Origin of the sequence: Streptomyces sp. NPDC018026, assembly GCF_044327745.1 — a bacterium.
Taxonomy (GTDB): Bacteria; Actinomycetota; Actinomycetes; order Streptomycetales; family Streptomycetaceae; genus Streptomyces; species Streptomyces rubrogriseus.
The window spans coordinates 52134-78543 of the sequence record NZ_JBIRFY010000017.1 but is presented as its reverse complement, the minus strand read 5'-3'; the positions used below and the strand labels follow the sequence as shown (position 1 = coordinate 78543).

At 75.9% G+C, this 26410-nt stretch carries 29 protein-coding genes; 16 read left to right on the top strand and 13 right to left on the bottom strand.

From position 1 onward, the window contains the following. Positions 1-468: 468 nt before the first annotated feature. From ACH4D3_RS35720 to ACH4D3_RS35710, 3 genes are read right to left on the bottom strand one after another with little or no spacing between them, the layout of a single operon-like run. A complete protein-coding gene (locus tag ACH4D3_RS35720) occupies positions 469-3021 on the bottom strand; it encodes an FtsX-like permease family protein (protein WP_398331222.1) in 2553 nt (850 codons plus the stop codon). 2 nt (positions 3022-3023) lie between these two features. After that, positions 3024-3782, bottom strand: coding sequence for an ABC transporter ATP-binding protein (locus ACH4D3_RS35715; protein WP_398331219.1), 759 nt, complete (start codon positions 3780-3782; stop codon positions 3024-3026). Beyond that, on the bottom strand, positions 3779-4048 hold the full coding sequence (locus ACH4D3_RS35710) for a hypothetical protein (protein ID WP_398331216.1): 270 nt from the start codon (positions 4046-4048) through the stop codon (positions 3779-3781). Before ACH4D3_RS35710 ends, ACH4D3_RS35715 begins: the two co-directional genes overlap by 4 nt. Before the next feature lie 210 nt (positions 4049-4258). Here ACH4D3_RS35710 and ACH4D3_RS35705 point away from each other — a divergent pair, with 210 nt between their 5' ends. The 3 genes from ACH4D3_RS35705 to ACH4D3_RS35695 all read left to right on the top strand — a co-directional run bounded on the left by ACH4D3_RS35705 (position 4259) and on the right by ACH4D3_RS35695 (position 6689). Then, entirely contained in the window at positions 4259-5509 is a 1251-nt protein-coding gene (locus ACH4D3_RS35705; protein ID WP_398331213.1) for a sensor histidine kinase, read from the top strand. Between the two features lie 145 nt (positions 5510-5654). After that, a complete protein-coding gene (locus ACH4D3_RS35700; protein WP_398331211.1) occupies positions 5655-6323 on the top strand; it encodes a hypothetical protein in 669 nt (222 codons plus the stop codon). A 162-nt stretch (positions 6324-6485) separates the two neighbouring features. Then, positions 6486-6689: a cold-shock protein gene (locus tag ACH4D3_RS35695; protein WP_003975194.1), complete on the top strand. Its 204-nt coding sequence runs from the start codon at positions 6486-6488 to the stop codon at positions 6687-6689. Between the two features lie 97 nt (positions 6690-6786). Here the strand turns inward: ACH4D3_RS35695 and ACH4D3_RS35690 are convergent, their stop codons facing one another. After that, on the bottom strand, positions 6787-8157 hold the full coding sequence (locus tag ACH4D3_RS35690) for a hypothetical protein (protein ID WP_398331208.1): 1371 nt from the start codon (positions 8155-8157) through the stop codon (positions 6787-6789). Between the two features lie 113 nt (positions 8158-8270). Between ACH4D3_RS35690 and ACH4D3_RS35685 the strand changes: the two genes are divergently transcribed. Next, positions 8271-9518 (top strand): molybdopterin-dependent oxidoreductase, encoded by a 1248-nt coding sequence (locus ACH4D3_RS35685; RefSeq protein WP_398331205.1) that lies wholly within the window; start codon positions 8271-8273, stop codon positions 9516-9518. 376 nt (positions 9519-9894) lie between these two features. On the opposite strand, the gene ACH4D3_RS35680 is transcribed toward ACH4D3_RS35685, so the two are convergent. Genes ACH4D3_RS35680 through ACH4D3_RS35670 form a run of 3 tightly spaced genes read right to left on the bottom strand, consistent with a single transcriptional unit; the run spans position 9895 to position 12055 of the window. Further along, a complete protein-coding gene (locus tag ACH4D3_RS35680; RefSeq protein WP_398331202.1) occupies positions 9895-10692 on the bottom strand; it encodes a class I SAM-dependent methyltransferase in 798 nt (265 codons plus the stop codon). Then, on the bottom strand, positions 10689-11321 hold the full coding sequence (locus ACH4D3_RS35675; RefSeq protein ID WP_398331416.1) for a DUF2064 domain-containing protein: 633 nt from the start codon (positions 11319-11321) through the stop codon (positions 10689-10691). The genes ACH4D3_RS35680 and ACH4D3_RS35675 overlap by 4 nt, the downstream gene beginning before the upstream one ends. 5 nt (positions 11322-11326) lie before the next feature. Then, the gene (locus ACH4D3_RS35670; protein ID WP_398331199.1) at positions 11327-12055 is read right to left on the bottom strand and encodes a glycosyltransferase family 2 protein; all 729 of its coding nucleotides are present in this window, start codon (positions 12053-12055) and stop codon (positions 11327-11329) included. 114 nt (positions 12056-12169) lie between these two features. On the opposite strand from ACH4D3_RS35670, the gene ACH4D3_RS35665 reads away from it, so the two are divergent. Next, positions 12170-13018: a response regulator transcription factor gene (locus tag ACH4D3_RS35665; protein WP_398331196.1), complete on the top strand. Its 849-nt coding sequence runs from the start codon at positions 12170-12172 to the stop codon at positions 13016-13018. 2 nt (positions 13019-13020) lie between these two features. Further along, positions 13021-14133: a sensor histidine kinase gene (locus tag ACH4D3_RS35660; protein ID WP_398331193.1), complete on the top strand. Its 1113-nt coding sequence runs from the start codon at positions 13021-13023 to the stop codon at positions 14131-14133. A gap of 20 nt (positions 14134-14153) precedes the next feature. On the opposite strand, the gene ACH4D3_RS35655 is transcribed toward ACH4D3_RS35660, so the two are convergent. Continuing rightward, positions 14154-15158, bottom strand: a complete 1005-nt coding sequence (locus tag ACH4D3_RS35655; protein ID WP_398331190.1) for an NAD-dependent epimerase/dehydratase family protein — start codon at positions 15156-15158, stop codon at positions 14154-14156. Positions 15159-15358: 200 nt separating this feature from the next. On the opposite strand from ACH4D3_RS35655, the gene ACH4D3_RS35650 reads away from it, so the two are divergent. From ACH4D3_RS35650 to ACH4D3_RS35630, 5 genes are read left to right on the top strand one after another with little or no spacing between them, the layout of a single operon-like run. Beyond that, positions 15359-15748 carry an LPXTG cell wall anchor domain-containing protein gene (locus tag ACH4D3_RS35650; RefSeq protein ID WP_398331187.1) on the top strand — a complete coding sequence of 130 codons (390 nt, stop codon included), beginning with the start codon at positions 15359-15361 and terminating at the stop codon, positions 15746-15748. Beyond that, on the top strand, positions 15745-16371 hold the full coding sequence (locus tag ACH4D3_RS35645; protein ID WP_398331184.1) for a class F sortase: 627 nt from the start codon (positions 15745-15747) through the stop codon (positions 16369-16371). The genes ACH4D3_RS35650 and ACH4D3_RS35645 overlap by 4 nt, the downstream gene beginning before the upstream one ends. A gap of 51 nt (positions 16372-16422) precedes the next feature. Further along, entirely contained in the window at positions 16423-16914 is a 492-nt protein-coding gene (locus tag ACH4D3_RS35640; RefSeq protein WP_003975205.1) for an RNA polymerase sigma factor, read from the top strand. After that, the gene (locus ACH4D3_RS35635) at positions 16898-17473 is read left to right on the top strand and encodes a hypothetical protein (protein WP_398331181.1); all 576 of its coding nucleotides are present in this window, start codon (positions 16898-16900) and stop codon (positions 17471-17473) included. Before ACH4D3_RS35640 ends, ACH4D3_RS35635 begins: the two co-directional genes overlap by 17 nt. Then, positions 17473-17826 (top strand): DUF952 domain-containing protein, encoded by a 354-nt coding sequence (locus ACH4D3_RS35630; protein WP_398331178.1) that lies wholly within the window; start codon positions 17473-17475, stop codon positions 17824-17826. Before ACH4D3_RS35635 ends, ACH4D3_RS35630 begins: the two co-directional genes overlap by 1 nt. Before the next feature lie 7 nt (positions 17827-17833). Here the strand turns inward: ACH4D3_RS35630 and ACH4D3_RS35625 are convergent, their stop codons facing one another. The 4 genes from ACH4D3_RS35625 to ACH4D3_RS35610 form a co-directional block, all read right to left on the bottom strand. Further along, positions 17834-18163: an SCO5918 family protein gene (locus tag ACH4D3_RS35625; RefSeq protein ID WP_361855870.1), complete on the bottom strand. Its 330-nt coding sequence runs from the start codon at positions 18161-18163 to the stop codon at positions 17834-17836. 95 nt (positions 18164-18258) lie between these two features. Then, complete coding sequence (locus tag ACH4D3_RS35620; protein ID WP_398331175.1) at positions 18259-19854, bottom strand: DEAD/DEAH box helicase; 1596 nt, start codon at positions 19852-19854, stop codon at positions 18259-18261. A 283-nt stretch (positions 19855-20137) separates the two neighbouring features. Next, positions 20138-20341, bottom strand: a complete 204-nt coding sequence (locus ACH4D3_RS35615) for a cold-shock protein (protein ID WP_003975209.1) — start codon at positions 20339-20341, stop codon at positions 20138-20140. A 283-nt stretch (positions 20342-20624) separates the two neighbouring features. Further along, positions 20625-21482 (bottom strand): aldo/keto reductase, encoded by an 858-nt coding sequence (locus ACH4D3_RS35610; RefSeq protein ID WP_398331172.1) that lies wholly within the window; start codon positions 21480-21482, stop codon positions 20625-20627. Positions 21483-21613: 131 nt separating this feature from the next. Here ACH4D3_RS35610 and ACH4D3_RS35605 point away from each other — a divergent pair, with 131 nt between their 5' ends. The 3 genes from ACH4D3_RS35605 to ACH4D3_RS35595 all read left to right on the top strand — a co-directional run bounded on the left by ACH4D3_RS35605 (position 21614) and on the right by ACH4D3_RS35595 (position 23578). Beyond that, positions 21614-22276, top strand: coding sequence for a DNA-binding response regulator (locus ACH4D3_RS35605; RefSeq protein WP_398331169.1), 663 nt, complete (start codon positions 21614-21616; stop codon positions 22274-22276). A 108-nt stretch (positions 22277-22384) separates the two neighbouring features. Then, the gene (locus ACH4D3_RS35600; protein ID WP_398331167.1) at positions 22385-23116 is read left to right on the top strand and encodes a ferritin-like domain-containing protein; all 732 of its coding nucleotides are present in this window, start codon (positions 22385-22387) and stop codon (positions 23114-23116) included. 294 nt (positions 23117-23410) lie between these two features. Then, a complete protein-coding gene (locus tag ACH4D3_RS35595) occupies positions 23411-23578 on the top strand; it encodes a hypothetical protein (protein WP_398331164.1) in 168 nt (55 codons plus the stop codon). Between the two features lie 64 nt (positions 23579-23642). Here the strand turns inward: ACH4D3_RS35595 and ACH4D3_RS35590 are convergent, their stop codons facing one another. After that, positions 23643-24227: a TerD family protein gene (locus tag ACH4D3_RS35590; RefSeq protein WP_115742931.1), complete on the bottom strand. Its 585-nt coding sequence runs from the start codon at positions 24225-24227 to the stop codon at positions 23643-23645. 130 nt (positions 24228-24357) lie between these two features. Here ACH4D3_RS35590 and ACH4D3_RS35585 point away from each other — a divergent pair, with 130 nt between their 5' ends. Both ACH4D3_RS35585 and ACH4D3_RS35580 read left to right on the top strand, forming a co-directional pair. Next, positions 24358-24978, top strand: coding sequence for a glyoxalase (locus ACH4D3_RS35585; RefSeq protein WP_398331161.1), 621 nt, complete (start codon positions 24358-24360; stop codon positions 24976-24978). A gap of 18 nt (positions 24979-24996) precedes the next feature. After that, the gene (locus ACH4D3_RS35580) at positions 24997-26346 is read left to right on the top strand and encodes a phosphatase PAP2 family protein (RefSeq protein ID WP_398331158.1); all 1350 of its coding nucleotides are present in this window, start codon (positions 24997-24999) and stop codon (positions 26344-26346) included. The last annotated feature ends 64 nt before the right edge of the window (positions 26347-26410 follow it).

Sequence of the window (26410 nt, the reverse complement as noted above, 5' to 3'; positions counted from 1 at the left end):
CTCCCGGCCGGTCGGGTGCACGTCCCGGCCGGTCGGGTGCGGCCCACCGGGTCGCCCGGCGGACGGGCTTCCGGGGGAGCGCCTCCTCGCGGGGGCCCGTCGGCGGGCGGCCGGGGCATGGTCGGTCGCGGGCCTCCCGGCCGGTCGGGTGCACGTCCCGGCCGGTCGGGTGCGGCCCACCGGGTCGCCCGGCGGACGGGCTTCCGGGGGAGCGCCTCCTCGCGGGGGCCTGTCGGCGGGCGGCCGGGACATGGCGGGGCGCGCGCCTCCCGGCCGGTCGGGGACACGCCCTTGCCGGTCGGGAGGCACGCGCTTGCCGGTCGGGAAGCGGGACTTTGCCGGGCGGGAGGCGGGACCCCGCCGGGCGGGAGGCGGGACCCGGCCGTGCCGACGCGGGTCCGCCGGCGTGCCCCCGCCAGGTCGGCGACGGCCTGGCCGCCGCCGGTCCGGTGGCCCCCCGCCCCGTCCTCAGCTCGCCCTCAGCCCGTCCGCCGGGGGTGTGCGCAGGGCGTGGCGGGTGGGGAGCTCGGTCGTGAGGTACGACGTCAGTGCCACCGTCGCCGCCACCGCCGGGAGGAGCCAGGCGGGGCCGGCCGGCCAGGGGTGGCCGAGGAAGCCCTGGCCGAGGAGGGCCAGCGGGACGGCGGACAGCAGGAGGCCGGAGACGAGGGCCGCGGCGGCGATCACCGTGGCCTCGCGGCGCATCATCGCGCGGATCTGCCGGGGCGTCGTGCCGACCAGGCGCAGCGCGGCGATCTCCGTCCGGCGCTGGGCGGTGGCGGCGACCAGCTTGTTGGCGATGCTCAGCAGCAGATAGCCGAGGAGCACCACGACCACCGCCAGGTTGATCCACACCTCGGGCGGCGCGTCCGCGCCGGTGTCGTCCGCGGCCGTGCTCGCGACGGCGAGGCCCGGGCGGCCGGCGGCCAGCGCGGTGAGGCCCGCCGCGGCCCGGGACGTGCCGTCGGTGCGGACCAGGGCCCGCTGGTCCAGGCCGGTCGTGGTGTGCCCGGCGGCCAGTTGACGGGAGAGGACGACCGGGCCGAAGCCCAGCCCCCGGTCGTACACGGCGACGACCCGGGCCTCGACGCGCGCCCCGTCGCCGAGCACCAGGCGCACCTGCTTCCCGATCCCGGCGTCCCGCGTGCGGGCGGCCTCGGCGCTGACGGCGACCGTCGCCCCGGTCAGCCGGTCCAGGCCGCCGTCCGTCACACCGAGGTCCACGACGTCCCGGGCGTCCGGCGCCAGGATCATCGCCGGGGCCGACTCGACCGCGGGCTCGCCCAGTTCCTCGTACTCCCACACCACCGTGGTCGTCCCGGTCGGCGCGGCGGCCCGTACGCCGGGCACGTCCCGCACGGCGGACAGGGTGCCGTCGGGCAGCCCGCCCAGCGCCGGGGCCGTCAGCTCGTACTGGGCGAGCGTGCCGGTGCGGGTGTCGTCGGAGGTGGCGGCCAGCACCGTGGTCTGGGTGAGCGTGTACGTCAGGACGAAGACGATGCCCATGGCCAGCGGGCTGACCACACCCGACAGCCGCAGCGCGTAGGCCCGTACGTTGGACAGCGCCAGCCACGTCGGCGCCGCCACCCCGGGCCGCAGCCGCCGCACGGCGGCCTCGCCCGCGCTCCTGACCAGCGCCGGGCCGCACAGCGCCAGCCCGATCGCGGCGAGGATGCCCGCGATGGAGGTGACCGAGGCGCCGAGGACCGTCCGGGACAGCAGCGGCACCACCGAGAGTGCCAAGGCCCCGAGGATCAGCAGCAGCCCGGCCCCGGTCCGTGCTCGCGACGGGGTGCGCGGCTCGCTGCGCGACTCGGCGACCGCCTCGGTGGCCGGCATGCGCGAGGTGCGCCAGGCCGCGCACCGGGCGGAGAGCCGCACGGCCGCCGTGACCAGGAGCACCGTGACGAGGGCGGGCAAGGGACTGACGGTGAGGGGGAGTTCGGACGGGAGCACGTCGCGGTCGGCCAGCAGCTCCCGGAAGTAGCCCGCCAGCAGGTAGCCGGCCGCCACGCCCGGCACCAGGGCGAGGGCCGCGACGACCGTCGACTGCCCGGCGGCCAGCCGCCGGATCTGCTTCGGCGTCGCGCCGACCGCCCGCATCAGCGCCAGGTCGCGGCGCTGCCCGGCGATGGTCACCCCCAGCGCGCCCGCGACGACGAACCCGGTGATCAGCAACACGATCCCGCCGAGCGAACCGGCGAGCAGGATCAGCAGCGAGCGCGCCGCACCCGCGCCCGGCGCCACCGCCTCGCCCCGGTCCGCTCCGGTGGTCACCCGGAGCCCCGTGCCCGCGACCTCCTCGCGGACGGCGGCGGCCACCCGCGCCCCGGCACCGTCGGCGGTCCGCAGGCCGATCAGGTCGACGGTCCCCGCGCGCGGACCCTCGCCCCCGGTGCCGCGCCCGGCCAGCGCGGCGGCCGTCCCGTCCGCGAACCAGACGCCGCCGCCCGCGCCCGGGGCGTCGACCAGCGCGGAGATCCGGTAGGTGGCGGCGGGACGGCCGTTCGCCACGACCCGGACCCGGTCGCCCACCGCGAGGCCCGCCGCGTCGGCCGCCGCCCTGTCCACGGCGAGGGCCTTCGCGCCGGACGGCGCCCGCCCCTCGACCCGCGCGTCCGCCAGCAGCCGTGTCGAGGACCAGCCGTGCCCCGCCGTCACCGGGTCCTGCGCGACGGGGACGGGCCGTCCGCGGCCGTCGAGGAGCGCCGCCGGGAAGCCGATGTCGCCGACGGCCGCGGTGACGCCGGGCAGGGCGGCCAGCCGGTCGACCAGCGGGCCCGGGACGGTGGCCCGCTCGGGCAGTGCGACCGGCAGGTCCCCGCTCGGGTGGAACTCCTGGTCGGCGGCGACCACGACGTCCGCGCCGCCGAGCCGCCCGGGCGGCAGCTGCGAACGCAGCCCGGACTCGGCGAGCACACCGGTGGTGGTGAGCAGGGCCGCGCCGCCCAGCACCGCGCACGCCACGGCGAGCAGTGCGGTGATCCGGTGCGCGGCCATCCGCAGGGCGAGGTGCAGCATGCCTACCGCTCTCCCAACGCGACGAGACGCTCGGCCAGTTGCGGGGCCGTCGGCCGCTCCAGGGCCTCGACCACCCGGCCGTCGGCCATCACCAGCGCCCGGTGGGCGCGGGCCGCGGCGGCCGGGTCGTGGGTGACCATGACCACCGTCTGACCGAGGTCGTCGACGAGGGCGCGCAGCAGGCCGAGCACCTGGTGCGCGCTGCGCAGGTCCAGCGCGCCGGTCGGCTCGTCCGCGAAGACGACGGCCGGTTTCGCCGCCAGCGCCCGCACGACGGCGGCCCGTTGCTGCTGGCCGCCGGAGAGTTCGGCCGGGCGGTGCGCCAGCCGGTCGGCCAGCCCCACCCGCTCGGTCAGCGCGCGCAGCCAGTCCCGGTCCGGGCGCCGGCCGGCCAGGCGCAGCGGCAGCGTGATGTTGTCCTCGACGCTGAGCGAGGGGATCAGGTTGTACGCCTGGAAGACGAACCCGACGCGTTCGCGGCGCAGTTCGGTGCGGCGGGTCTCGTTCAGGCCGGAGATCTCCCGTCCGTCGATGCGGACGCTGCCGGAGGTGGGGGAGTCCAGCCCGGCGGCGCAGTGCATCAGGGTGCTCTTGCCGGAGCCCGAGGGCCCCATCACCGCGAGGAACGTGCCGTGCTCCACGGTCAGCGACACCTCGTCGAGCGCGCGGACCCCGCCCGGGTAGGTCCGGGCGACCCGGTCCAGCGCGATGGCGGGCGCCCGGCGCCCGGTGACGGTCGCGGCGGGGGCGGCGGTGCTCATCGCCGCCCCCGCAGGCGGCGTACGACGAGGGCGCCGGCGGCGAGGACGGTGACCACACCGCTGGCCAGGTGGAGCGGGGCGGCGGCACCGGAGAAGGAGAGGGCCATGTTGGCGACCGCGCTGAGTACCACGACGGCCCACAGCAGCGCGCGCACGACGTCCCCGCGGGAGACGGCGTCCGGGCCGTCGCCGTCGCCGTACCCGGGGGCAGGGGCGGTCTGGGGCGTGCCCAGGCGGTAGGGGTCCTGGTGGTCCTGGTGGGTCATGGCTGCGGCCTCCGTCGGCGTCGCTCCCGGTCGTTTTCGTCGCCTTCGACGCTAGGGAGCGAGACCCCCCGCGGCCGATCCCGCGGGCCGCCCGGTCCGGGGTACAGCAGGCTGTACTTTCCGGCTCCGCACCCGCCGAAGGCCCGCCCGGCGGCATAGGGTCGGGCACGCCACGCCGGAGGTGCGTGCGGCCCGGAGGGAGGCATTCGGATGACGGTCCCGGTCACGTCCGTGCGGGAGACCGCCGTACGGACCCTGCGCGCCGCCCGTGCCGCGACGGGGCAGCTCGTCGGCGGGCTCGGTACGGCGTTCCAGGCACTGGGCGTGCTGGTGCTGCTGGCGGTGGCCGCCGTGACCGCGCCGGCCGGGGTGGGGCTGCTGCTCGCCCCCGGCGCGCTGCGTGCCCTGCACGCCCTCGCCCGCCGGGAGCGCGACCGCCTGTCCGGCCGGGGCATCGAGATCGTCCCGCCCGATCCGCCGCCCACCCGGCTGCGGCCCGCCCTGGCCGACCCCACCACCCGGCGCGAGCTGGGCTGGCTGGTCCGGCACGCCACCCTGGGGTTCCTGCTGGGCCTGCTCGGCCTGCTGCTGCCGCTGTGCGCCGTACGGGACACCACCTTCCCGCTGTGGTGGCGGCTGAGCCCCGGGGAGGCGACGACCACGTCCATCGGCATCGGCACCGCCCACGGCTGGCCGGACGCGCTGGCGGCGACGCTGCTGGGCGTGGGCTGGACCGCGATCGTCCTGGGCCTCGGCCCGGGCATGGCACGCCTCCAGGCCGCCCCGGCCCGGCGGCTGCTGGTGGCCGGACCGGACACGGACCTGTCCCTGCGGGTGGCCGAACTGACCGCGACCCGCGCCGCGGCCCTGGACGCGCACGCCACCGAGCTGCGCCGGATCGAACGGTCCCTGCACGACGGCGCGCAGAACCGGCTGGTATCGGTGACGGTGCTGCTGGGCGCGGCGCGCCGGATGGCGGCGCGGGACCCGGCGGGCGCCGACGAACTGCTGGAGCGGGCGCAGTCCGCCGCCGAGCAGGCCCTGGCGGAGCTGCGCCAGGTGGCGCGGGGCATCCTGCCGCCGGTCCTGGCCGACCGCGGCCTCGCGGGCGCGCTGTCGGGCCTCGCGGCGGACTGCGGGGTGCCGTGCCGCGTCGAGGCCGACGTGCCCGAGCGGTGCGCGGCGTCGGTCGAGGCGACGGCGTACTTCGTGGTGGCCGAGGCGCTCACCAACATCGCGAAGCACAGCGGCGCCGCCCGCGCCTCGGTCACGGCCCGGGCCCGTGGGGGCCGGCTGCGCCTGCTGGTCGAGGACGACGGCCGGGGCGGCGCCGACGAGGACGGCGGCTCGGGCCTGACCGGCATCCGCCGCCGCGTCGCGGCACTGGACGGCACCCTCCGCCTGACCAGCCCGCCCGGCGGCCCCACCACCCTGGACGTGGACCTCCCCTGCGGGCGGTGACCCACCGGGGCGGGTCCCGGGGCGGGGCCGGGAGTACGGTGGAGGAACCGGGGGAACGCCGCGCACCGGCCCCGACACCGGTGCCGCTCCCGGCGCTCGACGACACCGGGCCGGACCCGCCCGAGCCCGGGGCAGGACTCGCCTCATGACGGTGCACGTGCCGGTGCGGCCGGCGACCACGGAGCCTCACGAGCGGCCCGCCGGCACCCACCGGCCGGGCGCGCGGCGGCCGGGGCCGGCACAGCGCTCCTCACCGCAGGCGGGGGAACGGCTGCGGCCGCTGACCCGGCGTCAGATCGAGGACCGGTTCGCCGAGCTGGGCGACCTGTACGCGCAGACCTCCGGCGGCGGACCCCGGGCGTGGAACGCGGCCCGCGGCGCCTTCCTGCGCCGACTGGCCGCCGACGTACGGCGTCCGGGCTTCGGCCTGCTGATAGCGGAGACCACCGTCCTGACCGGCTGCGCCTACGGCTACCCCGTGCCCGGCGGCGACCCGCCCGGCGTGCGGGGCCTGGAGCGGTACCTGACCGGGAGCGTGCTGCCCGTCGCCGCGTCGGGCCGGCTCTTCCTGGTCTCCGGGATCGTCGTCCCGGCCCGGGTGCGCCGGGAGCACGACCGGGCCTGGAACCTCGCCCGCCGCCTGCAGGCCCGCCTGCTCGCCGAACACGACGCCGCCCTCGGCGTCACGCTGGTGGACCGCGCCGACGGCGCGACCGTACAGGCGCTGCGCTCCTGGGGCTGGCGCTACGCGGAGGGCGACACCCTCCAGTCGTCCGTGCTCGGCCCGTACGGCGTCCTGGTCCTCGGGCGCTGATCCGGCGTCTGCTCCCGGATTGCCGGTACATTCCATGCTAACCTGGACATGTTGCAGTTGTGGTTGCCCTGTGCGTCAACCCCGGGTTCCGGGCAGGTGATCATCGCGGCGATGGGGGGCTCGCACAGTGCGGGCCTTCAACACTGCCTAGGAGAAAAAAGCATGGCTTCCGGTACCGTGAAGTGGTTCAACGCCGAAAAGGGCTTCGGTTTCATCGCGCAGGACGGCGGCGGCGCCGACGTCTTCGCCCACTACTCGAACATCGCCACCCAGGGCTTCCGCGAGCTCCAGGAGGGCCAGCGGGTGAACTTCGACGTCACGCAGGGCCAGAAGGGCCCGCAGGCGGAGAACATCGTTCCCGCGTAACACTCCCGCGCAGCGCCACGCGTGCGGTACGCCGCGCGGTGGTCGCGCAGTACGTGTCGAGGGCCCGCACCGCACGGTGCGGGCCCTTCGCGTGTGTTCACCAGCCGGTCGCCACCAGGTGGTTCAGCAGCAGCGCCAGTACCGCCTGCGCCGTCAGCCAGCCGCGCGGCCGGGTGAGGAACGCGCAGGCCGCGAGGAGCCACAGGGCGAAGGGGAGCCAGATGCGCTCCGTCTCCGCCTTGCTCATGCCGGACAGGTCGGCGGCCAGCAGGGCGAGCAGCCCGGCGGCCACGAGGAACGCCAGACGTACCTCCCCGGCCCGTACCCCGCCCGCCCGCACTCCGTCCGCCCGCACGCCCTCGGCCCGGCGCCGGAGCAGTACGCCCCCGGCCCGCCGCAGTCCCGCCACCGTCGCCAGGCCCGTGATGAGCACCGTGCAGGCGAGGTTGGCCCACACCCAGTACGCGTAGGGGCGGACGCCGGCCGCGCCCTCGTAGTAGCGGGTGACCAGCAGGCGGTACGCCTCCCACCAGTCGAACCCGGCCGCCGCGAACGCCACCGGCACCACCGCCGCCCCCGCCAGCAGCGGCACCAACAGCACCGGCCGCGCCCGCACCCCGCGCCGCCCGAGCAGGAGCACCGCCGCCGCGATCACCGCGAACAGCGTCAGGCCGTACGAGAGATAGCAGGTCAGCCCGAACAGCAGTCCCGAGCCCGCCGCCCACCCCGGCGAGCGCCGGGTGACCGCGAGCGCGAGCAGCGCCACCGCCCACGCGGCGACCGCCGCGAAGTAGCCGTCGGCGGACGTGCCCATCCACACCGCGGCCGGTGCCGACACCAGGAAGGGCGCCGCCCGCCGGGCGAGCCGCTCGGAGGCCAGGGCCCGCACCGTGACCAGCACCGCCACGCACGCCGTCGCGCCCACGGTGATGGTCAGGGCCCCGGCCCAGCCCCCGCCGCCGAGCCCGGTCCGGTCCAGCAGCACGTAGGTGAGCGTGGCCCCGGGCGGGTGACCGGCGACATGGGCGGGCCAGTTGTCGGGGGAGTGGAGCAGGATGTGGCCGTTGAAGTCGCGCAGGGTCGCCGGGATGTCGTGCCAGCGGTCGATCACCGAGAGGTACTCCTGGCGCGTGGTGAGCCGTCCCGCGACGCCGCGTTCCCACCCGTCGATCAGGGCCAGCGACCAGGTCCACGCCAGCGCCGTGCCCCAGGCCGCGGGGAGCAGCGCGCGCCACGGCAGCCGGGCGGCGACGGCCGGGCCGTACGCCACCACTCCCACCGCCACCAGGACGGCCGCCGGGGTGCCGGGGCCCAGGTGCGGGTCCCAGCGGCCCAGCAGGGGCGGCCAGCCGACGATCAGGTCGTCGTAGGTGTACACGTACCGGCCGACCAGGACGGCGGCCGTCACGAGGAGCACGGCCGCCGCGGCGGCGTACAGGTCGGGGGAGGCGGAGCGGGGGCGGGTCACACCGGCACCGTAGGACGGCGGATCGCGCGACGGGCGGTGCGCACGGCGGACGTCAGCGTTTCGTCATGGGTCGCGGACCGTCCCGGCGGCCGGTCGCGGCCTACCGTCGGGACATGCGCGACCTCGCCCCACGGCTTCCCTCCTCGCCGGGTTTCTGGCGCAGCCCGCTGCGCGGCCCCTGGTTCACCTCGGTGCTCGGCCTCGTCCTGCTCGTCGGCATCACGGTGCTGTTCGTGACGGGGCTGCTGTCCTACGCCGCCTACAACCCGGATCTGGCACCGGTCAACGACAAGACCCCGGACAAGGGGATCCTCGGCTTCTACCTCTTCGCCTGGCCGACCGACCCGCCCTGGCTGTACCGGCTCACGCAGGGCGTGCACGTCACGCTCGGGCTGGTCCTGATCCCGGTGCTGCTGGCCAAGCTGTGGTCGGTGGTGCCGAGGCTGTTCACGCTGCCGCCGGTCCGTTCGCTCGCCCACGGGCTGGAGCGGATCTCGCTGCTGCTGCTGGTCGGGGGCGCGCTGTTCGAGTTCGTCACCGGGGTGCTCAACATCCAGCTGGAGTACCTGTTTCCCGGCTCCTTCTACCCGCTGCACTTCTACGGTGCCTGGGTCTTCTTCGCCGCGTTCGTCGCGCACGCCGTGCTGAAGACGCCGGTCGCGCTGCGCAACCTGCGGGCGATGCGCGCGGAGCGGGAGGAGCGGGACGACCTGGTCTCCCCGCGTCCGGCGGCGCCCACCGTCTCGCGGCGCGGGGCCCTGTGGTTCGTCGGGGGCGGCTCGCTGCTGATGTTCGCCACGAACGCGGGGCGCGGCTTCGACGGGCCGCTGCGGGCCACCGCCGTGCTCTCCCCGCACGGCGGGCCCGAACCGGGCAGCGGTCCGAACGGGTTCCAGATCAACAAGACGGCCGCCCACGTGGGCATCGACCCGGCCGAGACGGGCGAGGACACCTGGCGGCTCGTCGTCACCGGGCGCTCGGGGACCGTCCGGTTCAGCCGGGCCGAGCTGCTCGCCATGGAGCAGCACAGCGTGGCCCTGCCCATCGCCTGCGTCGAGGGCTGGTCGACGTCCGACCAGTGGTGGCGCGGCGTACGGCTGCGGGATCTCGCCGCCCGGGTGGGCCACGAGGACGACCCGCCGGACGTGTTCGTCGAGTCCCTCCAGCGGCGCGGCGCCTTCCGCAGCGGCGCCCTGCGCGCCAACCAGGTGGCCGACCCGCGCTCCCTGCTCGCCCTGTACGTCAACGGCGAGGAGCTGAGCCCGGACCACGGCCACCCGGCCCGGATCATCGTGCCCGCCGCGCCCGGCGTGCTGAACACCAAGTGGGTGGCCCGGATGACGTTCGGAGACCTGGGATGAACCTCGTGCGCAAGCTGCGCGGACCACGCGGACCACGCGGACCACGCGGACAGGGCGGGCAGCGCGGACCGCGCGCCCGGATCGGCAGCCCCTTCCAGATCCTCCTGCTGGCCTGCTCCTTCGCGCTCGCGGGCTACGCGGGCGTGCGGCTGCTCGCCGGCGACTGGCTCGGCGTGGTCCTCTGGTTCGTGGGAGCGGCGCTTCTGCACGACCTGGTGCTGCTGCCGCTGTACGCGGTGCTGGACCGGGCTCTCACAAGCGGTCTCGGCGCGGCCCGCCACCGTGAGTGGACCTCGTACGTCCGGTTCCCCGCGGCCTTTTCCGGGCTGCTCCTGCTCGTGTGGTTCCCGCTGATCGGCGGCCGGGTCGACGCCTCCTACGCGGGGGTCACCGGGCTGTCGGCGGACGGCTTCCTGGCCCGCTGGCTGCTGATCACGGCGGCGCTGTTCGGCGGCTCGGCGCTGCTGCTCGCCCTGCGGCTGCTGCGCAGCGCCACGAAGCGGCGCTCCCCCGAGGTCCACTGACCGGCGGTCCGCCAGCCGGTGGCGGCCGCGCGGCGCAGCAGGGCGCGGGTGCCGATCCGCGCCCAGGGGAAGGGGCTGCCGGACGCCGCGTGGCCGTCGGTGACATCGGTGACGTCGACGAGCTGCACGTGGAGGCGTTCGTCGACGTCGACCGGGGCCGTCTCGGCGATCAGCAGACCGCCGGGCGCGAGCAGGGCGGCGACGCGGCCGAGCAGGGCGCGGGGGTCGCCGCCGATGCCGACGTTGCCGTCCATGAGGAGCACGGTGTCCCAGCGTCCCTCGCCGGGCAGCGGCTCGAACACGGAGCGTCGCAGCGACTGCCCGCCGAGCCCCACGGTGCGGGTCACGGCGGCCTCGCTGACGTCGATGCCGAGGACGGTGCGGCCCCGGGCGGCGAGTTCGGCCACCAGCCGGCCGGGGCCGCAGCCCACGTCCAGCACGGCGCCCTCGCACCGGTCGAGGACGTCCAGGTCGACGGCGTCGGCCCGCGCGCACCAGCGCTCCACCTCCAGCGGCAGCAGCCAGCCGTCGGTGCGGCGCAGGAACAGCGGCCCGTGCCCGGACCGCAGGGCGGCGGCATAGGGGTCGGAGGTCTCCCAGGCGGGGGCCGGGGACGGCCTGCCGGGGGCGAGTCGCGCGGCGCCCTTCACCGGCTCGCCCGCCGCCCGCCGGCGGCCGGTGTGCAGGCCGCCAGCCGGGCGGCGAACCGGCCGTCCGGGGCCAGGGCGGCGACGGCGCGGGCGTCGGCGGCGGTGTCGACGTCGCGCAGCGGCGGCAGGTCCCGTACCCGCAGTCCCGCCGCCAGCAGCCGCTCGCGCTGCACGGCCCCGGTCACCGGCGTCGACATGGGCACGCCCCGCAGCAGCGCGGGTTCGGGGCGGGCCAGGCCCAGCGCCCAGAAGCCGCCGTCCTCGGCCGGGCCGAAGTACGCGTCGCAGTCGCGGAAGTCCACGTCGAGGAGGTGGGGCGTCACCTGTGGGGTGTCCATCCCGATCAGCAGCGCCGGACCCGTACACCCGGCGAACGCGTCCGCGAGGCGGGCGTCGAGACCGCCCGCGCACTGCGGCACGACGTCGAAGCCCGGCGGCAGCCAGGGGCCCGGGGCGCCGTCGAGCACCAGCACCCGGCGCCGCGCGGGCGTCGCGGCGACGACGGCCAGGGTGTCGGCGAGGGCCTCCTCGGCCAGCGCGGCCGCCTCGACGGGCGTGAAGGGCGGGGTGAGCCGGGTCTTGACCCGGCCGGGACGCGGCTCCTTGGCGATGACGAGGAGGGTGTTCACCATGCTCACCGTGAGTTCCCTTCGTGGGCCGGGCTACTCGGCACCGGCCGGCCGGGCGGCTCGGCCAGCACACGGCGCATGTCCCGCACCGCGTGCCAGGTGCCGCGCCAGGTCCCGGTCACCTTCGAGGCGCCGGTGCGGGGCAGGTACGGGACGTCGTGCTCGGTGATCCGCCAGCCCGCGTCGGCGGCGCGGACCACCATCTGCAGCGGGTAGCCGCTGCGCCGGTCGGTGAGGCCGAGGCCGAGGAGCGGTTCGCGGCGGGCGGCGCGCAGCGGGCCGAGGTCGTGCAGCCGCAGGCCGGTGCGGCGGCGCAGCATCCGGGCGAGGGCGAGGTTGCCGGCGCGGGCGTGCACCGGCCACGCGCCCCTGCTGCGCGGTCGTCGGCGGCCGAGGACCAGGTCGGCGGTCCCGGCGTGGATCTCGCGGACGAAGGGTGTCAGCAGGCCGGGGTCGAGGGAGGCGTCGCAGTCGCAGAAGCAGACGACGTCGGCGGTCGCGGCGGTCAGTCCGGCGTGGCAGGCGGCGCCGAAACCGCGGCGCGGCTCGGTCACGACCGTGGCGCCGAGCGAGCGGGCGAGGTCCGCCGAGCCGTCGGTGGAGCCGTTGTCGACGACGAGCGCACGCCAGCCGGCCGGGACACGGGCCAGGACCCAGGGGAGGGCTCCGGCCTCGTTCAGGCAGGGGAGCACGACGTCGACGTCGGGAGCGGGCGAGGTGGTCACGGCGTTCACCCTACGAACCGGAATCGGACGAATCGGGCTTCCACTCCTTACGAAACACGGACGTCGGGCACCCGGCCCCGCTCGGGCGGGACGCCGGCGGGGCGACGGTGCGAGGCTGGCCGCATGCACGAGCAGCCCCACGGGCCCGCCCCGACGGACCCGTCCCCGGTCGGACCCCCCGTCGGACCTCCGGCCGGACTCTCGGTCGGACCTTCGGTCGGCCCCTCGGTCGGACCTCCGGTCGGCCCCTCGGACAGCCCTCCGGACGGACCCCCGGCCGACCCCGCCCGGATCCTCGTCGTGGACGACGATCCCACCGTCGCCGAGGTCGTGGCCGGGTACCTCGACCGGGCCGGTTACCGCGTCGACCGGGCCGGTGACGGTCCGGACGCGCTCGCCCGGGCCGCCGGGCACCGTCCCGACCTGGTGGTGCTCGACCTGATGCTGCCCGGCATGGACGGACTGGAGGTGTGCCGGCGGCTGCGCGGCCAGGGCCCGGTGCCGGTCATCATGCTGACCGCCCGGGGCGACGAGGACGACCGCGTCCTCGGACTGGAGGTCGGCGCCGACGACTACGTGACCAAGCCGTTCAGTCCGCGGGAGCTGGTGCTGCGGGTGGAGTCCGTCCTGCGCCGCACCCGGCCCGCCCCGGCGCCGCGCCCGCCGTCCGCGGCCGGTCTGACCGCCGACCCGACCGCCCGCAGGGCCACCAAGAACGGCGCCGAACTGGCCCTGACCCTGCGCGAGTTCGATCTGCTGGTCTTCTTCCTGCGCAACCCCGGGCGGGCGTTCGCCCGGGAGGAGCTGATGCGTGAGGTGTGGGGCTGGGACTTCGGGGACCTGTCCACCGTCACCGTCCACGTCCGGCGGCTGCGCGGCAAGATCGAGGACGATCCGGCCCGGCCCCGGCTGATCCAGACGGTGTGGGGCGTGGGCTACCGCTTCGACCCCGCGGGCCGGGAGGGGGACTGACCGTGCCCGCCACCCTCCTCATCGCCCTCTACGCCTTCGCGGGCGCCGCCGCCACCGGCCTGGTGGGCGCGGCCGTGCTGCGGCTGATCCGGCGGCGCTCGCTGACCGCGTCGCTCGCCGTGGTGGCCGCGGTCGCCGTCCTCGCGATGCTCGCGGGCACGCTGGCCGTCGCCTGGGCGATGTTCCTGTCCCCGCACGACCTGTCCGTCGTCACGACCGTGGTGGCGATGGCGGCCGTCGTCTCCCTGGCCACGGCGCTGCTGCTGGGCCGCTGGGTGGTCGCGCGCAGCCGCGAACTGGCCGCCGCGGCGCGGTCGTTCGGCGACGACGGGGCGTACGCCGCCCCCAGCACCCCGGCGACCGCCGAACTGGCCGCGCTCAGCCGCGAACTGGCGGCCACCAGCGCCCGGCTCGCCGAGTCCCGCGAGCGGGAGCGCGCCTTGGAGACCTCCAGGCGCGAGCTGGTCGCCTGGATCTCGCACGACCTGCGTACCCCGCTGGCCGGGCTGCGCGCCATGTCCGAGGCGCTGGAGGACGGGGTCGCCGCCGACCCCGACCGCTACCTGCGGCAGATCCGCGCCGAGGTGGAACGCCTCAACGACATGGTCGGCGACCTCTTCGAACTCTCCCGCATCCACGCCGGCACACTCGTCCTCACCCCGGCCCGGATCTCGCTCTACGACCTGGTCGGCGACGCCCTCGCGGGCGCGGACCCGCTCGCGCGCCGGCACGGCGTACGGCTGGTCGGCGACGCGGTGGCGGCCGTGCCGGTCGAGGTGGACGGCAAGGAGATGAGCCGGGTCCTGGGCAACCTGCTGGTCAACGCGATCCGCCGGACCCCGGCCGACGGCACGGTCGCGGTCGCCGCCGAACGGTCCGCCGACGGGGTGGTGGTCTCGGTGACCGACGGCTGCGGCGGCATCCCCGAGGAGGACCTGCCGCGGGTCTTCGACACCGGCTGGCGCGGCACCCACGCCCGTACGCCCCCGGCCGGGGCGGGCCTGGGCCTCGCCATCGTCCGCGGCATCGTCGAGGCCCACCGGGGCCGGGCCACGGTCCGCAACATCCCCGGCGGCTGCCGCTTCGAGGTGACCCTGCCGCCGGCGGAGGCCTGAGCCCCCGGGCGGTCCCGGGGTCAGGCCCCGCGCAGCCCGTCCCGGGCGAACTCCCGCATGCCCTCCGCGAATCCGACCCGGGGCCGCCAGCCCAGGTCGGTCCGCAGGCGCGCGGAGTCGGCGGTGATGTGCCGGACGTCGCCGAGCCGGTACTCGCCGGTGACGACGGGCTCGGGACCGCCGTGGGCGGTGGCCAGGGCGACGGCCATCTCGCCCACGGTGTGCGGCTCGCCGCTGCCGGTGTTGTAGGCGCTCAGGGCGCCCTCCGGCGGCCGGGCGGACTCCAGGGCGGCGACGTTCGCGGCGGCCACGTCCCGCACGTGCACGAAGTCCCGGCGCTGGCGGCCGTCCTCGAAGACGCGCGGCGCCTCACCGCGGGCCAGCGCGGAGCGGAAGAAGGAGGCGACCCCGGCGTACGGGGTGTCGCGGGGCATCCGGGGGCCGTACACGTTGTGGTAGCGCAGCGACACCGCCGTCGCGCCGGTCGTCCGGGCCCAGGCGGCGGCCAGGTGCTCCTGGGCCAGCTTGGTCGTGGCGTACACGTTGCGCGGGTCGGCCGGGGCGTCCTCGCCGACCAGCCCCGGGGCCAGGTCCGCGCCGCACCGCGGGCAGGTGGGCTCGAACCGGCCCGCGTCGAGGTCGGCGACGGCGCGCGGACCCGGCCGCACCACGCCGTGCCGTGCGCACGTGTACCGGCCCTCCCCGTACACGACCATCGACCCGGCGAGCACCAGCCGCCGCACCCCCGCATCGGCCGTCGCGGTGAGCAGCACGGCGGTGCCGAGGTCGTTGCGGGAGACGTACTCCGCCGCGTCGGCGAACCCGTTGCCGAGGCCGACCATCGCCGCCTGGTGGCACACGGCGTCCACCCCGGCCAGCGCCCGCGCCAGGGCCGCCGGATCGCGCACGTCGGCGCCGGGGTCCTCGCGGACGTCGTAGCCGACGGGCTCGTGCCCGCGCTCCCGCAGGGCCTCGACGACATGGGACCCGATGAAACCGGCGCTGCCGGTGACCAGTACGCGCATGTCCGACACGCTAGGCCCGGGCGGGCGCCGGGCCGGGTGCGCCGACCCGCACGTCACGGGTCCGTAAGAAGCGGGGCGGTCGCGGGCCCGAGGCGACTTTGCCATTCCTTTACAACCCGGCCGGTCCCCGCCTCGTCTCTCCGTCCGACCCGCATCACCACCCCCCACGTGGTGCGCCGACGACGAAAGAGAGCGACCCGATGCGCCGAACCATCCTCAGTGCCGTGGCCCTGGCCTGCACCGTCGTACTGGCGGGCACCGCACCCGCGTTCGCCGACGACCCCACCCCGGTCCCCGCCGCCCCCGCCGAGAGCGCCCCGAGCCCCGGCACCGGACCGGCCGACCCGACCCCCGTGCCGTCCGTCAGCGCCCCCGCCGCCGAGCCGACCGAGGCACCGGCCCCCGCGCCCGCCGACGGCCAGGTCTCCGTCGTACCGGAGGGCGCGGCCGACACCGGGGTGGCGGGGCCCTCGGACCCGGCGGGGACCGACGAGGGGCTGATCGGCGCGAGTGCCGGCGGGGTGCTCCTCGCGGGCGGCGCGGTCCTGTTCGTCGTACGCCGTCGACGGGCGGCGGCGACCGGCGCATGATCCCGCGCCCCGGCCGGGTCCTCGCGACCGCCGCGCTGGCCGCGCTGCTCGTGGGCTGCGGCGGCGGCCAGGGGGACGGCGGCACGGCACCCGACCGGCCGGCGCCCGCGACGGCCGCGGCACCGCCCGCACGGGCCCCCGCGAAGTCGGTGCGGCCCCTGGCGCGTTCGGTGCCGGTGGGGCTGCGCATCCCCGCCATCGGGGTCGACACCCCGGTGATGGGCCTCGGTCTCGCCGCGGACGGCACGGTGGAGGTCCCGCCCGTCACGGACGACGACCGCGCCGGCTGGTACCGGCACTCGCCGACGCCGGGTCAGGTGGGCCCTTCGGTCCTCCTGGGCCACGTCACGGTGGGCGGCTACGGCGACGGGGTCTTCCGGCACCTCGCACGACTGCGCCGCGGCGAGCGGATCGAGGCCCGCCTGGAGAACGGCACCGCCGCCGAGTTCACGGTCACCGCCGTACGGACGGTGGCGAAGGCCGACTTCCCGACGGACGACGTCTACGGGGACGTGGCGGGGCCGGAGTTGCGGCTCATCACCTGCGGCGGTCCGCGCGACGGCGAGGAATACCGGGACAACGTGATCGTCTTCGCCGAACTGAGCGCCACCAAGGGCGGCTAGGACAGGTCCTGGTGCCCACCGCACCGCATACCCTCACGACCATGGAGAGCGTTGAAACGGTCCCGTGACAGGGCGGCGTCCGAGCTGTTCGCCGCCCTGTATCCGCGCCTCGCCGGCTGGTGCCGCCGGCTCGTCGACGACGACGAGACGGCCCACGAGATCGCCTCCGAGGCGTTCACCCGGCTCTGGGCCCGCTGGACGTCCGTGGAGGAGCCCCGCGGCTTCCTCTACGTCACCGCCGCCAACCTGGTCCGCGACCACTGGCGCAAACTGGAGCGCGAGCGCCGGGCGGTGCGCCGGGTCACCGCGGAGGTCGCCGTGCGCCCGCACCCGGAACAGGCCGACCCCTCGGTGCGGCTGCTCGTACAGTCGCTGCCGGAGCGGCTGCGGGTGCCGATCCTGCTCCACTACTACGCCGACATGCCGATCCGGGAGGTGTCCGTGCTGACCGGACGCAAGGAGGGAACCGTCAAGGCCGACCTGCACGCGGCCCGCGAACTGCTCCGCGTCCATCTGAGGAGAAGCCTTGACCACACGCCTTGAGGACGAGATGGACGAGCCCGGTTCCGACCGCGACGATCCGCTGCTGGTCGTGCTGCGTCCGGGCGCCGACTTCCTGGGCCCGCCGCCGGGCCGTTACGAGGCGATCCGCCGGACCGCGTCCCGGCGGCGCCTGCTGCGCGCCGCCGCCGGTGCCGCCGCGACCGCTGCCGCCGCCGCCCTGATCGCGCTGCCGCTGAACCGGGCGTCCACCGCCCCCGCGCGCCCGACGCCGCCCATGGCCCCGGCCCCGGCCTCCCCCACGCCGGAGGCCACACCGAGCCCGGCGCCGCCGAGCGGCTCCACGCGGGCGCCCGGGCCGGGCCCCGAACTGCCGACCGAGGAATCCGCGTCGACCGGCGCCACGCCGTCGCCCTCGGAGCCGTCGCCGTCGACGCCGACGGCGCCGTCGTCCGAACCGTCGGCCGAGCCGAGCGACCCGCCCGTCCGGCAGGCACCGACGAACGCGCCCGGCACCGTGGGACCCACGCCCTCGGCGCCCGGCCCCGGGGAGCGGGAGGGCCCGGCCGTCACGGACGGCACGGCTGCTACAACGGGGTGATGATCTACCACGTGGTGACGCTCGCCGAGTGGAACGCCGACCCGGGCCGGCCGTACGCGCCCGCGTCTCTCACGCGGGACGGGTTCGTCCACTGCTCGCCCGACGAGGAGACCACGCTCGCCGTCGTCAACGCCTTCTACCGCGGCGCGCCCCGGCCGCTGGTGGCCCTGCTCCTGGACGAGGACCGGCTCACCGCGAGGTGCGCGTGGGAGGCGGCCGAGCCCGCCCCGCCGCCCGGGGTCGCCGGGGGCACGCTGTTCCCGCACGTGTTCGGCCCCCTCGACCGCGCGGCCGTCCAGCGCGTGCTGGAGGTCCGCTGGGACGACGGGGGCCGGGCGACGGGCCTGTCCTGATCCGGCCTCAGAGTTCCTGGGGCGTGCTGACGGTGCCGCCGAGCAGCGCGGACGCCGTCTCGACCGGCGTGGTCGCGGGCGCCGACGGCGCGGGTTCGGCCCCCGGGGCGGGGTGGCAGGTGAAGCCGAGACGGGTCATGGCCCGGGTCACCTCGCCGCCGCTGAAGTCGCGCCGGTCCTGCCGGGTGACGACCTCGCCCACCTGCTTGACGGGGTAGCGGCGGCGGCCGATGGTCACGGACTCACCGGTGACCGGTTCGGGCGTGACGCCCTTCATCGAGTCCAGCACCCCGCTCTTGGTGAGGTCGAACGGGTACCGGGCGATGACACAGCGCATGATGCCTCCAACGAGCGGAATGGGGCGGGTGGGGCGGGTGGGGTCAGGACCCGGATCCGGACCGCGTCCGGACCCGGGGCGGGTGTCCTGGGGGGTCAGGCCGCCGAGCCGGTCGAACCGGCCGAACCGCCGGTGGACTGGCGGCGCGGCCTGCGGCGCGGGGACTCGCCGGCGGGCCGCCCCTGGGCGGCGCGGCCCTGGCCCGCGGTGCGGGGCTGTGCGGCGCCGCTACGGGCCTGGGTGCCGGTCCCCTGTCCGCCGCTGCGGCCGCCCTGCCCGGAACGGCCGCGGCGGCCGCGGGACGAGGACCCCGCACCGGCGGCGGCGCGCCGGGGGCGCTCCACGACCGGTGCGGCGATGACGACGGGGACGCCCGAGGGAGCCTGCGCACCGGTGATGCGCGCCAGCTCCGCCTCGCCCGAGCGGACCGGGGTGACCTGCGGGGTGATACCGGCCAGGGACATCAGCCGGGTCATCTCGCGCCGCTGGTCCGGCGTCACGAGCGTGACGACGCTGCCGGACTCCCCGGCCCGGGCCGTACGGCCGCCCCGGTGCAGGTAATCCTTGTGGTCGCCGGGCGGGTCGACGTTGACGACCAGGTCGAGGTTGTCGACGTGGATGCCGCGGGCCGCGACGTTGGTCGCCACCAGCGCCGTCACCTGCCCGTCCTTGAACTGGGCGAGGGTCCGGGTGCGCTGCGGCTGGGACTTGCCGCCGTGCAGGCCGGCGGCGCGCACCCCGCTCTTCAGCAGGTGCTTCACCAGCCGGTCCACCCGGTGCTTGGTGTCCAGGAACATGATGACCCGGCCGTCGCGGGCGGCGATCTCGATGGTCGCGCGCTGCTTGTCCTCGTCCTGCACGTGCAGCACGTGGTGCTCCATCGTGGTGACGGCACCGGCCGACGGGTCGACGGAGTGGACCACCGGGTCGGTCAGGTAGCGGCGGACCAGCTTGTCGACGTTGCGGTCCAGGGTGGCCGAGAACAGCATCCGCTGCCCGTCCGGCCGCACCTGGTCGAGCAGGGCGGTGACCTGCGGCATGAAGCCCATGTCGGTCATCTGGTCGGCCTCGTCCAGGACCGTGATGGAGACGTCGCCGAGGGCGCAGTCGCCGCGGTCGATGAGGTCCTTGAGCCGTCCGGGCGTCGCGACGACGACCTCCGCGCCGGAGCGCAGCGCCCCGGCCTGCCGGCCGATGGACATGCCGCCGACCACGGTGGCCGACCGGAGGCCCACGGCGCGGGCGTACGGGGTGAGCGCGTCGGTGACCTGCTGGGCCAGCTCACGGGTGGGGACGAGGACCAGGGCGAGCGGACGCCGCGGCTCGGCGCGCTTGCCCGCCGTGCGGGCCAGCAGGGCCAGGCCGAAGGCGAGCGTCTTGCCCGAACCGGTGCGGCCGCGGCCGAGCACGTCGCGTCCGGCCAGGGAGTTCGGCAGGGTCGCCGCCTGGATCGGGAACGGCACGGTCACGCCCTGGTCGCCGAGCGCGGTCAGCATGCGGGCCGGCAGGTCCAGTTCGGCGAAGGTCTCGACGGCGGGCAGCGCCGGGGTGACGGTCTTGGGCAGGGCGAACTCGCCGCCCTGGGGCGCGGCGGCCGGGCGGCGGCCGGAGTTCTGGGGGCGGCCGGACGAACGGGAGCGACGGGGGCCGTCGCCGGCGCGTCGGCGGTCGTTGGTGCGTGCGCGGTTCATGGGGAACCTTCCTTGATACGGCACGTATCAAGGGAGACCCGCAGCGGAAGAGCGGCGCAGGGAATCGCAAGAACGAGCCGGACCGGTCGATTTCGGCGTGTGGGGCCGGGCGGACCGGGAGAATTGGTGAATGCGGGGGAACGCGGAGACACGGGGAACGCGGGTAAGTCGAATGCGCGGGGGAAAATCCGTGGCCCCCGCGGGGCGGCGTGCACCCGGAAACGCGGCGAGCTGGGGCCCGCACCCCAAGGTGCGGGCCCCAGCTGCGCGGTGTGCGTGAGCGTCAGGCCGGGGTGATGTTCTCGGCCGTCGGGCCCTTCTGGCCCTGCGCGATGTCGAAGGTCACCTTCTGACCCTCGAGCAGCTCGCGGAAGCCCTGCGCGTTGATGTTCGAGTAGTGGGCGAAGACGTCGGGACCGCCGCCGTCCTGCTCGATGAAGCCGAAGCCCTTTTCGGCGTTGAACCACTTCACGGTGCCGGAAGCCATGTTTTCTCCTTCGGTACGGTGCTCGGAGTTCACCCTGTGTGCACTCCGGTCGCCGCGATGATCACCCCGTCGGAAAAACCTTCAGGCAACCACAACTGCAACTTCGTCCGACAGTAGCACGCCGTGATCGACCGGGTGCCGGCGATAATCTTGGCCCGATCGGCCGCCGGGGGAATATTCCCGGGACGGCCACCGGGTTTTCCCCGCCGACCTGGCGGACAGTGCCGGTCCGGGTGCGGAAACCCCCCGTACCGAGACAAAGGACACGTCCGTGCGGGCGGGGTCAGCGGAGGTCGGCGAGGTCCTCTGCGGTCAGGACGATCGACCCGGCGGCGGTGTTCTCCTCCAGGTGGGCCAGGGAGCCCGTGCCGGGGATGGCCAGGGTGACGGGCGAGGAGGCGAGCAGCCGGGCGAGCGCGATCTGCTGGGCCGTGGCGCCGTGCCGGTCCGCGACCTTGGCGACGCGGTCCCCGCCGATGTCGTCCAGGCCGCCGCCCAGCGGGAAGTACGGCACGTAGGCGATGCCGGACTCCTCGCAGCGGGCCAGCACCTCCGCGTCGTCCTGCCGGTCGGTGTGAAGGTGGTTCTGGACGGCGGCGACGGGTGCGATCGCCCGCGCCTCGGCGAGGTGCCCGGCGTCCACGTGGCTGAGGCCCAGGTGCCGGATCAGGCCCTCCTCGCGCAGCGCGGCCAGCGCCTCGAAGCGGGCGGCGACGGACTCGCCGTGCGGCGGTGGCTCGATGCCGCCGATACGGAGGTAGACCAGGTCGAGGCGGTCGACCCCGAGGCCCGCCAGGTTCTCCTCGACCAGGGCCCGCAGTGCGCCCGGATCGGTGGTCGCCCGCAGGCCGCCGTCCGGGGTGCGCAGCGGGCCGACCTTGGTGGCGATCACCAGGCCGTCCGGGTAGGGGTGCAGGGCCTCGCGGATCAGGTCGTTGGCGCGGACGGAGCCGTCGCCGCTGGCGTAGAAGGCCGCGGTGTCGATGTGGTCGACGCCGAGTTCCACGGCACGGCGCAGCACGGCGCGGCCGGTCTCCGGGTCGCGGGCCGGGCCGTGGAAGCTGTTGGTGGGCAGGCGCATGGCTCCGAAGCCGAGCCGCCCGATCGGAAGGTCGCCACCGAGGCGGAAGTCGTTGCTCATGTCCTCACCCTGCGCGGCGCGCCCCCCGCCCGACGAGCCCGTGGCAGCTTGCTGCCAGCCGCCGCCCCGCGTGGGTGCGGCCGTCACCGCGACCCCGGCCGGCGGCGATGCGCGGGCGGCACAATGGCCGTATGGCCCCGATGGCAGAGAGCACGACGGTGCACGGTGATACGGAGTTGCTGGCCCGTGCCGGGCATCTCTTCTCCTCGGTCCGGGAGGAGTTCGTCTGCGCCGCCCGCGACCTCGACACCTGGCCCCGCCCCGCCGCCCGCCAGGTCGCCCGGGAGCGGGTGCGGGACAGCGGTGCCGCGCACGTCCGCAAGCTGCTCAGCCCGGCCGCGCTGGCCGACGAGGGCGGCCGGGCGCACCTGGCCGAGCTGGCGGCCCGGGGTGCCCGGGTGCGGATCGCCGCCGGTGCCCTGCCGCACGAGACGATCATCATCGACCGGCGCTGGGCGATCCTCGCCGGTGCGGACTCGCCCGGCGGCCGCTCGTACACCGTGACCGGTGCGCCCACCCTGGTCGGCGGCGTGCATGCCCTGTTCGAAGCCGCCTGGGCGGCGGCCACCGACCTCGCGTCCTTCCTGCGGGGCGACCAGCCGCACCTCGACGCCGGGAGCCGGACGGTGCTGCGGGCGCTGGGCTCGGGTGCCACGGACGAGGCCGCCGCCCGGGAGCTGGGCATGTCGCTGCGCACCTACCGGCGCCGGGTCGCCGGGCTGCTCGACGCCCTGGACGCCGGGTCGCGGTTCCAGGCGGGCGTGCGCGCGGGCGAACTGGGACTGAGCGGCTGACGGCGCGACGGCCGGACGGCCGGGACGGTCCGCGGGGAACGAATCGGCGGGCGGTTGCGTCGTCCCCATCCAGGGCACGGCGGCCGTGTCCCGGGAAGGGGCGGCGCAGTGGGTACGGACGGGTTCGCCAAGTGGACACGGCGGTTCGAGGACGAGCGGGAGCGCAGGACGGCGCAGGGCGATCCGGACTGGGCGCGGGGCGCCGTACTGCACCGGGCGGTGTGGGCGGGCATCCAGCGTTTCCAGGTCGGCGAGGACGGTGACGGCGCGAACCTCGTCGCCAAGGCCGAGGAGGCGGGCGACGCCGACTACGCGCGGGCGGTGCGGCTCTTCGTCGCCGAGGAGCAGAACCACGCCCGGCTGCTCGCCCGGCTGCTGGCCGCCGGGGGCAGGCCGACGCTGAGCGGCCACTGGAGCGACACCGTCTTCGTACGGCTGCGGCGGCTGCTGGGCCTGCGCACCGAGCTGCTGGTGCTGATGATCGCCGAGGTGGTGGCGCTGCGCTACTACCGGGCCCTGCGGGACGGCACCGACGACGCGCTGACCTCGGAGGTGGCGGGCCGGATCCTGGCCGACGAGCAGCGCCACGTGCCCTTCCACTGCGAGCGGCTGCACCACTCGCTGGCCGAACTCCCCGCGGTGACCCGCCGCCCCGTGATGGGCCTGTGGCGGCTGCTCCTGCTCGCCGCCACCGTGGTCGTCGCCGTCGACCACGGCGCGGGGCTGCGCCGGCTCGGCGTCGGCCGGCGCCGGTTCGCGGCCGACGTCATGGCCTCGGCGGCCGAGGTGGCCGAGGCGGTCCTGACCCCCCGGCCGGACGCCTGGTCCGGCGGCGCGTGACGACCGGCGCCGACGGCCGGGCGCCCGCCGTCGGGTGTACCGCCGTCGTCGGGCGTACCGCCGTCGTCGGGTCGGGCGCCCGCCGTCGGGTGTGCCGCCGTCGTCGGGCGTGCCGCCGTCGTCCGGCCGGGCGCCCGTCGTCTGGTGTGCCGCCGCCGTCGAGCCGTACCGCCGTCTCGAGCCGTACCGCCGTCTTTGGGTCGGGCGCCCGTCGTCGGGCTGTACCGCCGTCTCGGACCGTACCGCCGTCTCGGACCGTACCGCCGCCGTCGGGCCGGGTGCCCGTCGTCGGGTGTGCCGCCGGTCGTCGCCGTCGACCACGGCGCGGGGCTGCGCCGGCTCGGCGTCGGCCGGCGCCGGTTCGCGGCCGACGTCATGGCCTCGGCGGCCGAGGTGACCGAGGCGGTCCTGACCCCTCCGACCGGACGCCTGGTCCGGCGGCGCGTGACGACCGGCGCCTGACGACGGGCGCCGACGGCCGGGCGCCCGTCGTCGGGGGGTGCCGCCGTCGGGCCGTACCGCCGTACTACTTGCTGACGGCGAAGCGCATCAGGGCGTGCTCGTCGCCCTGCTTGATCTTGCCCGTCTCGTTGACGACCTCCAGCTTCCAGGTGCCGCCGACCCGCACCGCCTTGGCCACGGCGCAGCCGTTGTCCTGGCTGAGCAGGCTGGGCCAGATGTCGGCGACCTGCTCCGAGCTGCCCCCGGTCGCGTCGTAGACCTTGAAGCTGATGTTGCGCGCCTTCTGGAAGGAGCTGCCCTTCTTGTACGCGGCGGCGACGAACACGATCGACGTGATGGCGCTCGGGAGCCGCGCGAACTCGACGGTCACCGTCTCGTCGTCTCCGTCCCCGTGACCGGTCTGGTTGTCGCCGCTGTGCAGCAGCGAGCCGTTGCCCATCGGGTCGAGCGAGTCGAGCCCGGCGAGGCGCACCGGGTCACCGCCCTGCAGTGCGACGGCGATCAGGTCGAGGTCGGTGCCGGTCTTGCGCCGCAGCTTGCCGAGCACTCCGCCGCTGCTGCCGGCGGTGGGGTCCCAGGAGACGCCGATGGACAGGTGGGTCACTCCGTCCAGGTCCGCGGGGCCGCCTTCCTTGGTGAGCGTGATCATGTGTACGTCATCCTCCGTGGTCGTGCCTGTGCCGCAGAGTCTGCCTGGCGCCAAAACGTTTCGGCAGGGCGGGGCAGCCGGTCAGTTTTCGAGAAGCACCGCGGACCCGCCCGCCCATAACGTCTAGGACATGAACTCCATCGACTCCGTCACCCTCGAGGTGGCCGACACCGAGGCCGCCGCCCGCTTCTACGCCGACGCCTTCGGGCTCGACGGATCGCGGGTGCGGCTGCGCGCCTCGGACGACCCGACGAGCGGGTTCCGCGGCTTCACCCTGTCGCTCGTCGTCGCCCAGCCCGGCAACGTCGACGCCCTGTTCACCGCCGCCGTGGACGCCGGCGCCACCGTCCTCAAGCCCGCCGCGAAGTCGCTGTGGGGCTACGGCGGAGTGGTGCAGGCACCGGACGGCACGGTCTGGCAGATCGCGACCTCGGCGAAGAAGGACACCGCCCCGGTCACCCGCGACGTCGACGAGATCGTGCTGCTCCTGGGCGTCGAGGACGTCAAGGCCACCAAGCGGTTCTACGTCGAGCAGGGCCTCACCGTGGGCAAGAGCTTCGGCGGGAAGTACGTCGAGTTCGCCACCGGCCCGGGCACCGTCAAGCTCTCCCTCTACAAGCGCCGGGCCCTCGCCAAGGTCGCGGGCGTCTCCGCCGACGGCACCGGCTCCCACCGTCTCGTCCTCTCCGGCGGCACCCGCCCGTTCGCCGACCCGGACGGCTTCGCCTGGCAGCCGGAGCTCAGCCACTGATGGGCTAGTTTCCTGTGCATGTCTTCACGGGAAACACCGCGAATACCCAGGGGCGGGACGCGGGCCGGACTCTGGGCCGCGGCGGGTGCGGCGACCCTCGCGTTCCTCGTCGCGCTGGAGATCGCCGCGCGCCACTACGGCCTGCCGGGGCCGATGACCAACCAGGCCAAGGAGTTGGTGTTCGCCCCGGCCTCGGGGCCCCTGCTCTACGCCGGGCTGGCGCTGACGATGGTGGTTCTCACCTGGCGGCAGCGGCTGGTCGCGGCGGCCGTCGCGGTCGGCGTCGACCTCGCCGTCGCCCTGGTGCGGTGGGCGGCGGACGCCACCGCGTCCGGCAGCCACTCCTTCGGCAACGGCGCGCTGTGGGTGGTCCTGGGCTGCGGGGTCGTCGCCCTGACCCGCCGCACCGGCCCGGAACGGATCCTCCTGCTGAAGGGCGTCGGGCTCGGCCTCCTGCTGGTGGCCGGCCGCAAGACCGGGGACGCCTGGCTGCTGATCACGTCGAAGACGCGTCCGGACGTGCTCGACCCGTACGTGGCGACCGCCGACCACGCGCTGGGGAACCCGTCGTGGCTGGTGGGACGGGCCGTCGAGGCCACGGGCGCGGTCGGTGAGCACGTACTGGACTGGGTCTACGTGCAGCTCGCGGTGGCCGCGGTCGTCGTCGCGCTGTACCAGCTGCGCAAGGTGGCGGCCGAGCGCCGGTTCCCGCGCCACCACCTGGTCCGCACCTTCCTGCTGATAGGCCTGCTCGGGCCGGGCATCTACATGATCTTCCCGGTCGTCGGACCGGTCTTCGCCTACGGCACGGGCGCCTTCGGCACCGGCGGCGCGGAGTGGGCGATCGCCGACCTGTGGCCGCACACGCTTCCGCCGATCGGCCCGCCCCACCCGTTCACGTACGACGGGGTCACCCCCCGCAACTGCATGCCCAGCCTGCACACGGCGTGGGCCACCGTGATCTTCATCCACTCCCGGAAGGGTCCGCGCGTCCTGCGCTGGGCGGGAACGTTCTGGCTGGTCGCCACGCTCACCGCGACGCTGGGGTTCGGCTACCACTACGCCATCGACCTCATCGCCGGCGTCGTGTTCGCGGTCACGGTCGAGGCGGGGCTGCGTGCCCTGGACCGCGGCTGGGACCGGTCGGGGAGCCTGCTGGTCGCCCACGGGGCGCTGGTGTTCGCCGCGATCCTGGCCTCGACGCGCTACCTGTCGCTGGAGATGGCCCGGCACCCGTGGGTCTTCGGACCGCTCCTGCTGCTGGCCATGGCCTCGGTGATCCACGGCTACGTACGGACCACGAAGGGCTGGGCACCGGTGCCCGCGGCGCCGCCGGCGCTGCCGGAACCACGGCTGGAGGCGGCCTGAGCGTCCCGGGGCCGCATGTCTGCTGAATTGCGAAAGTTCGCAAGTCGTTGGATGCTGGGGCCCC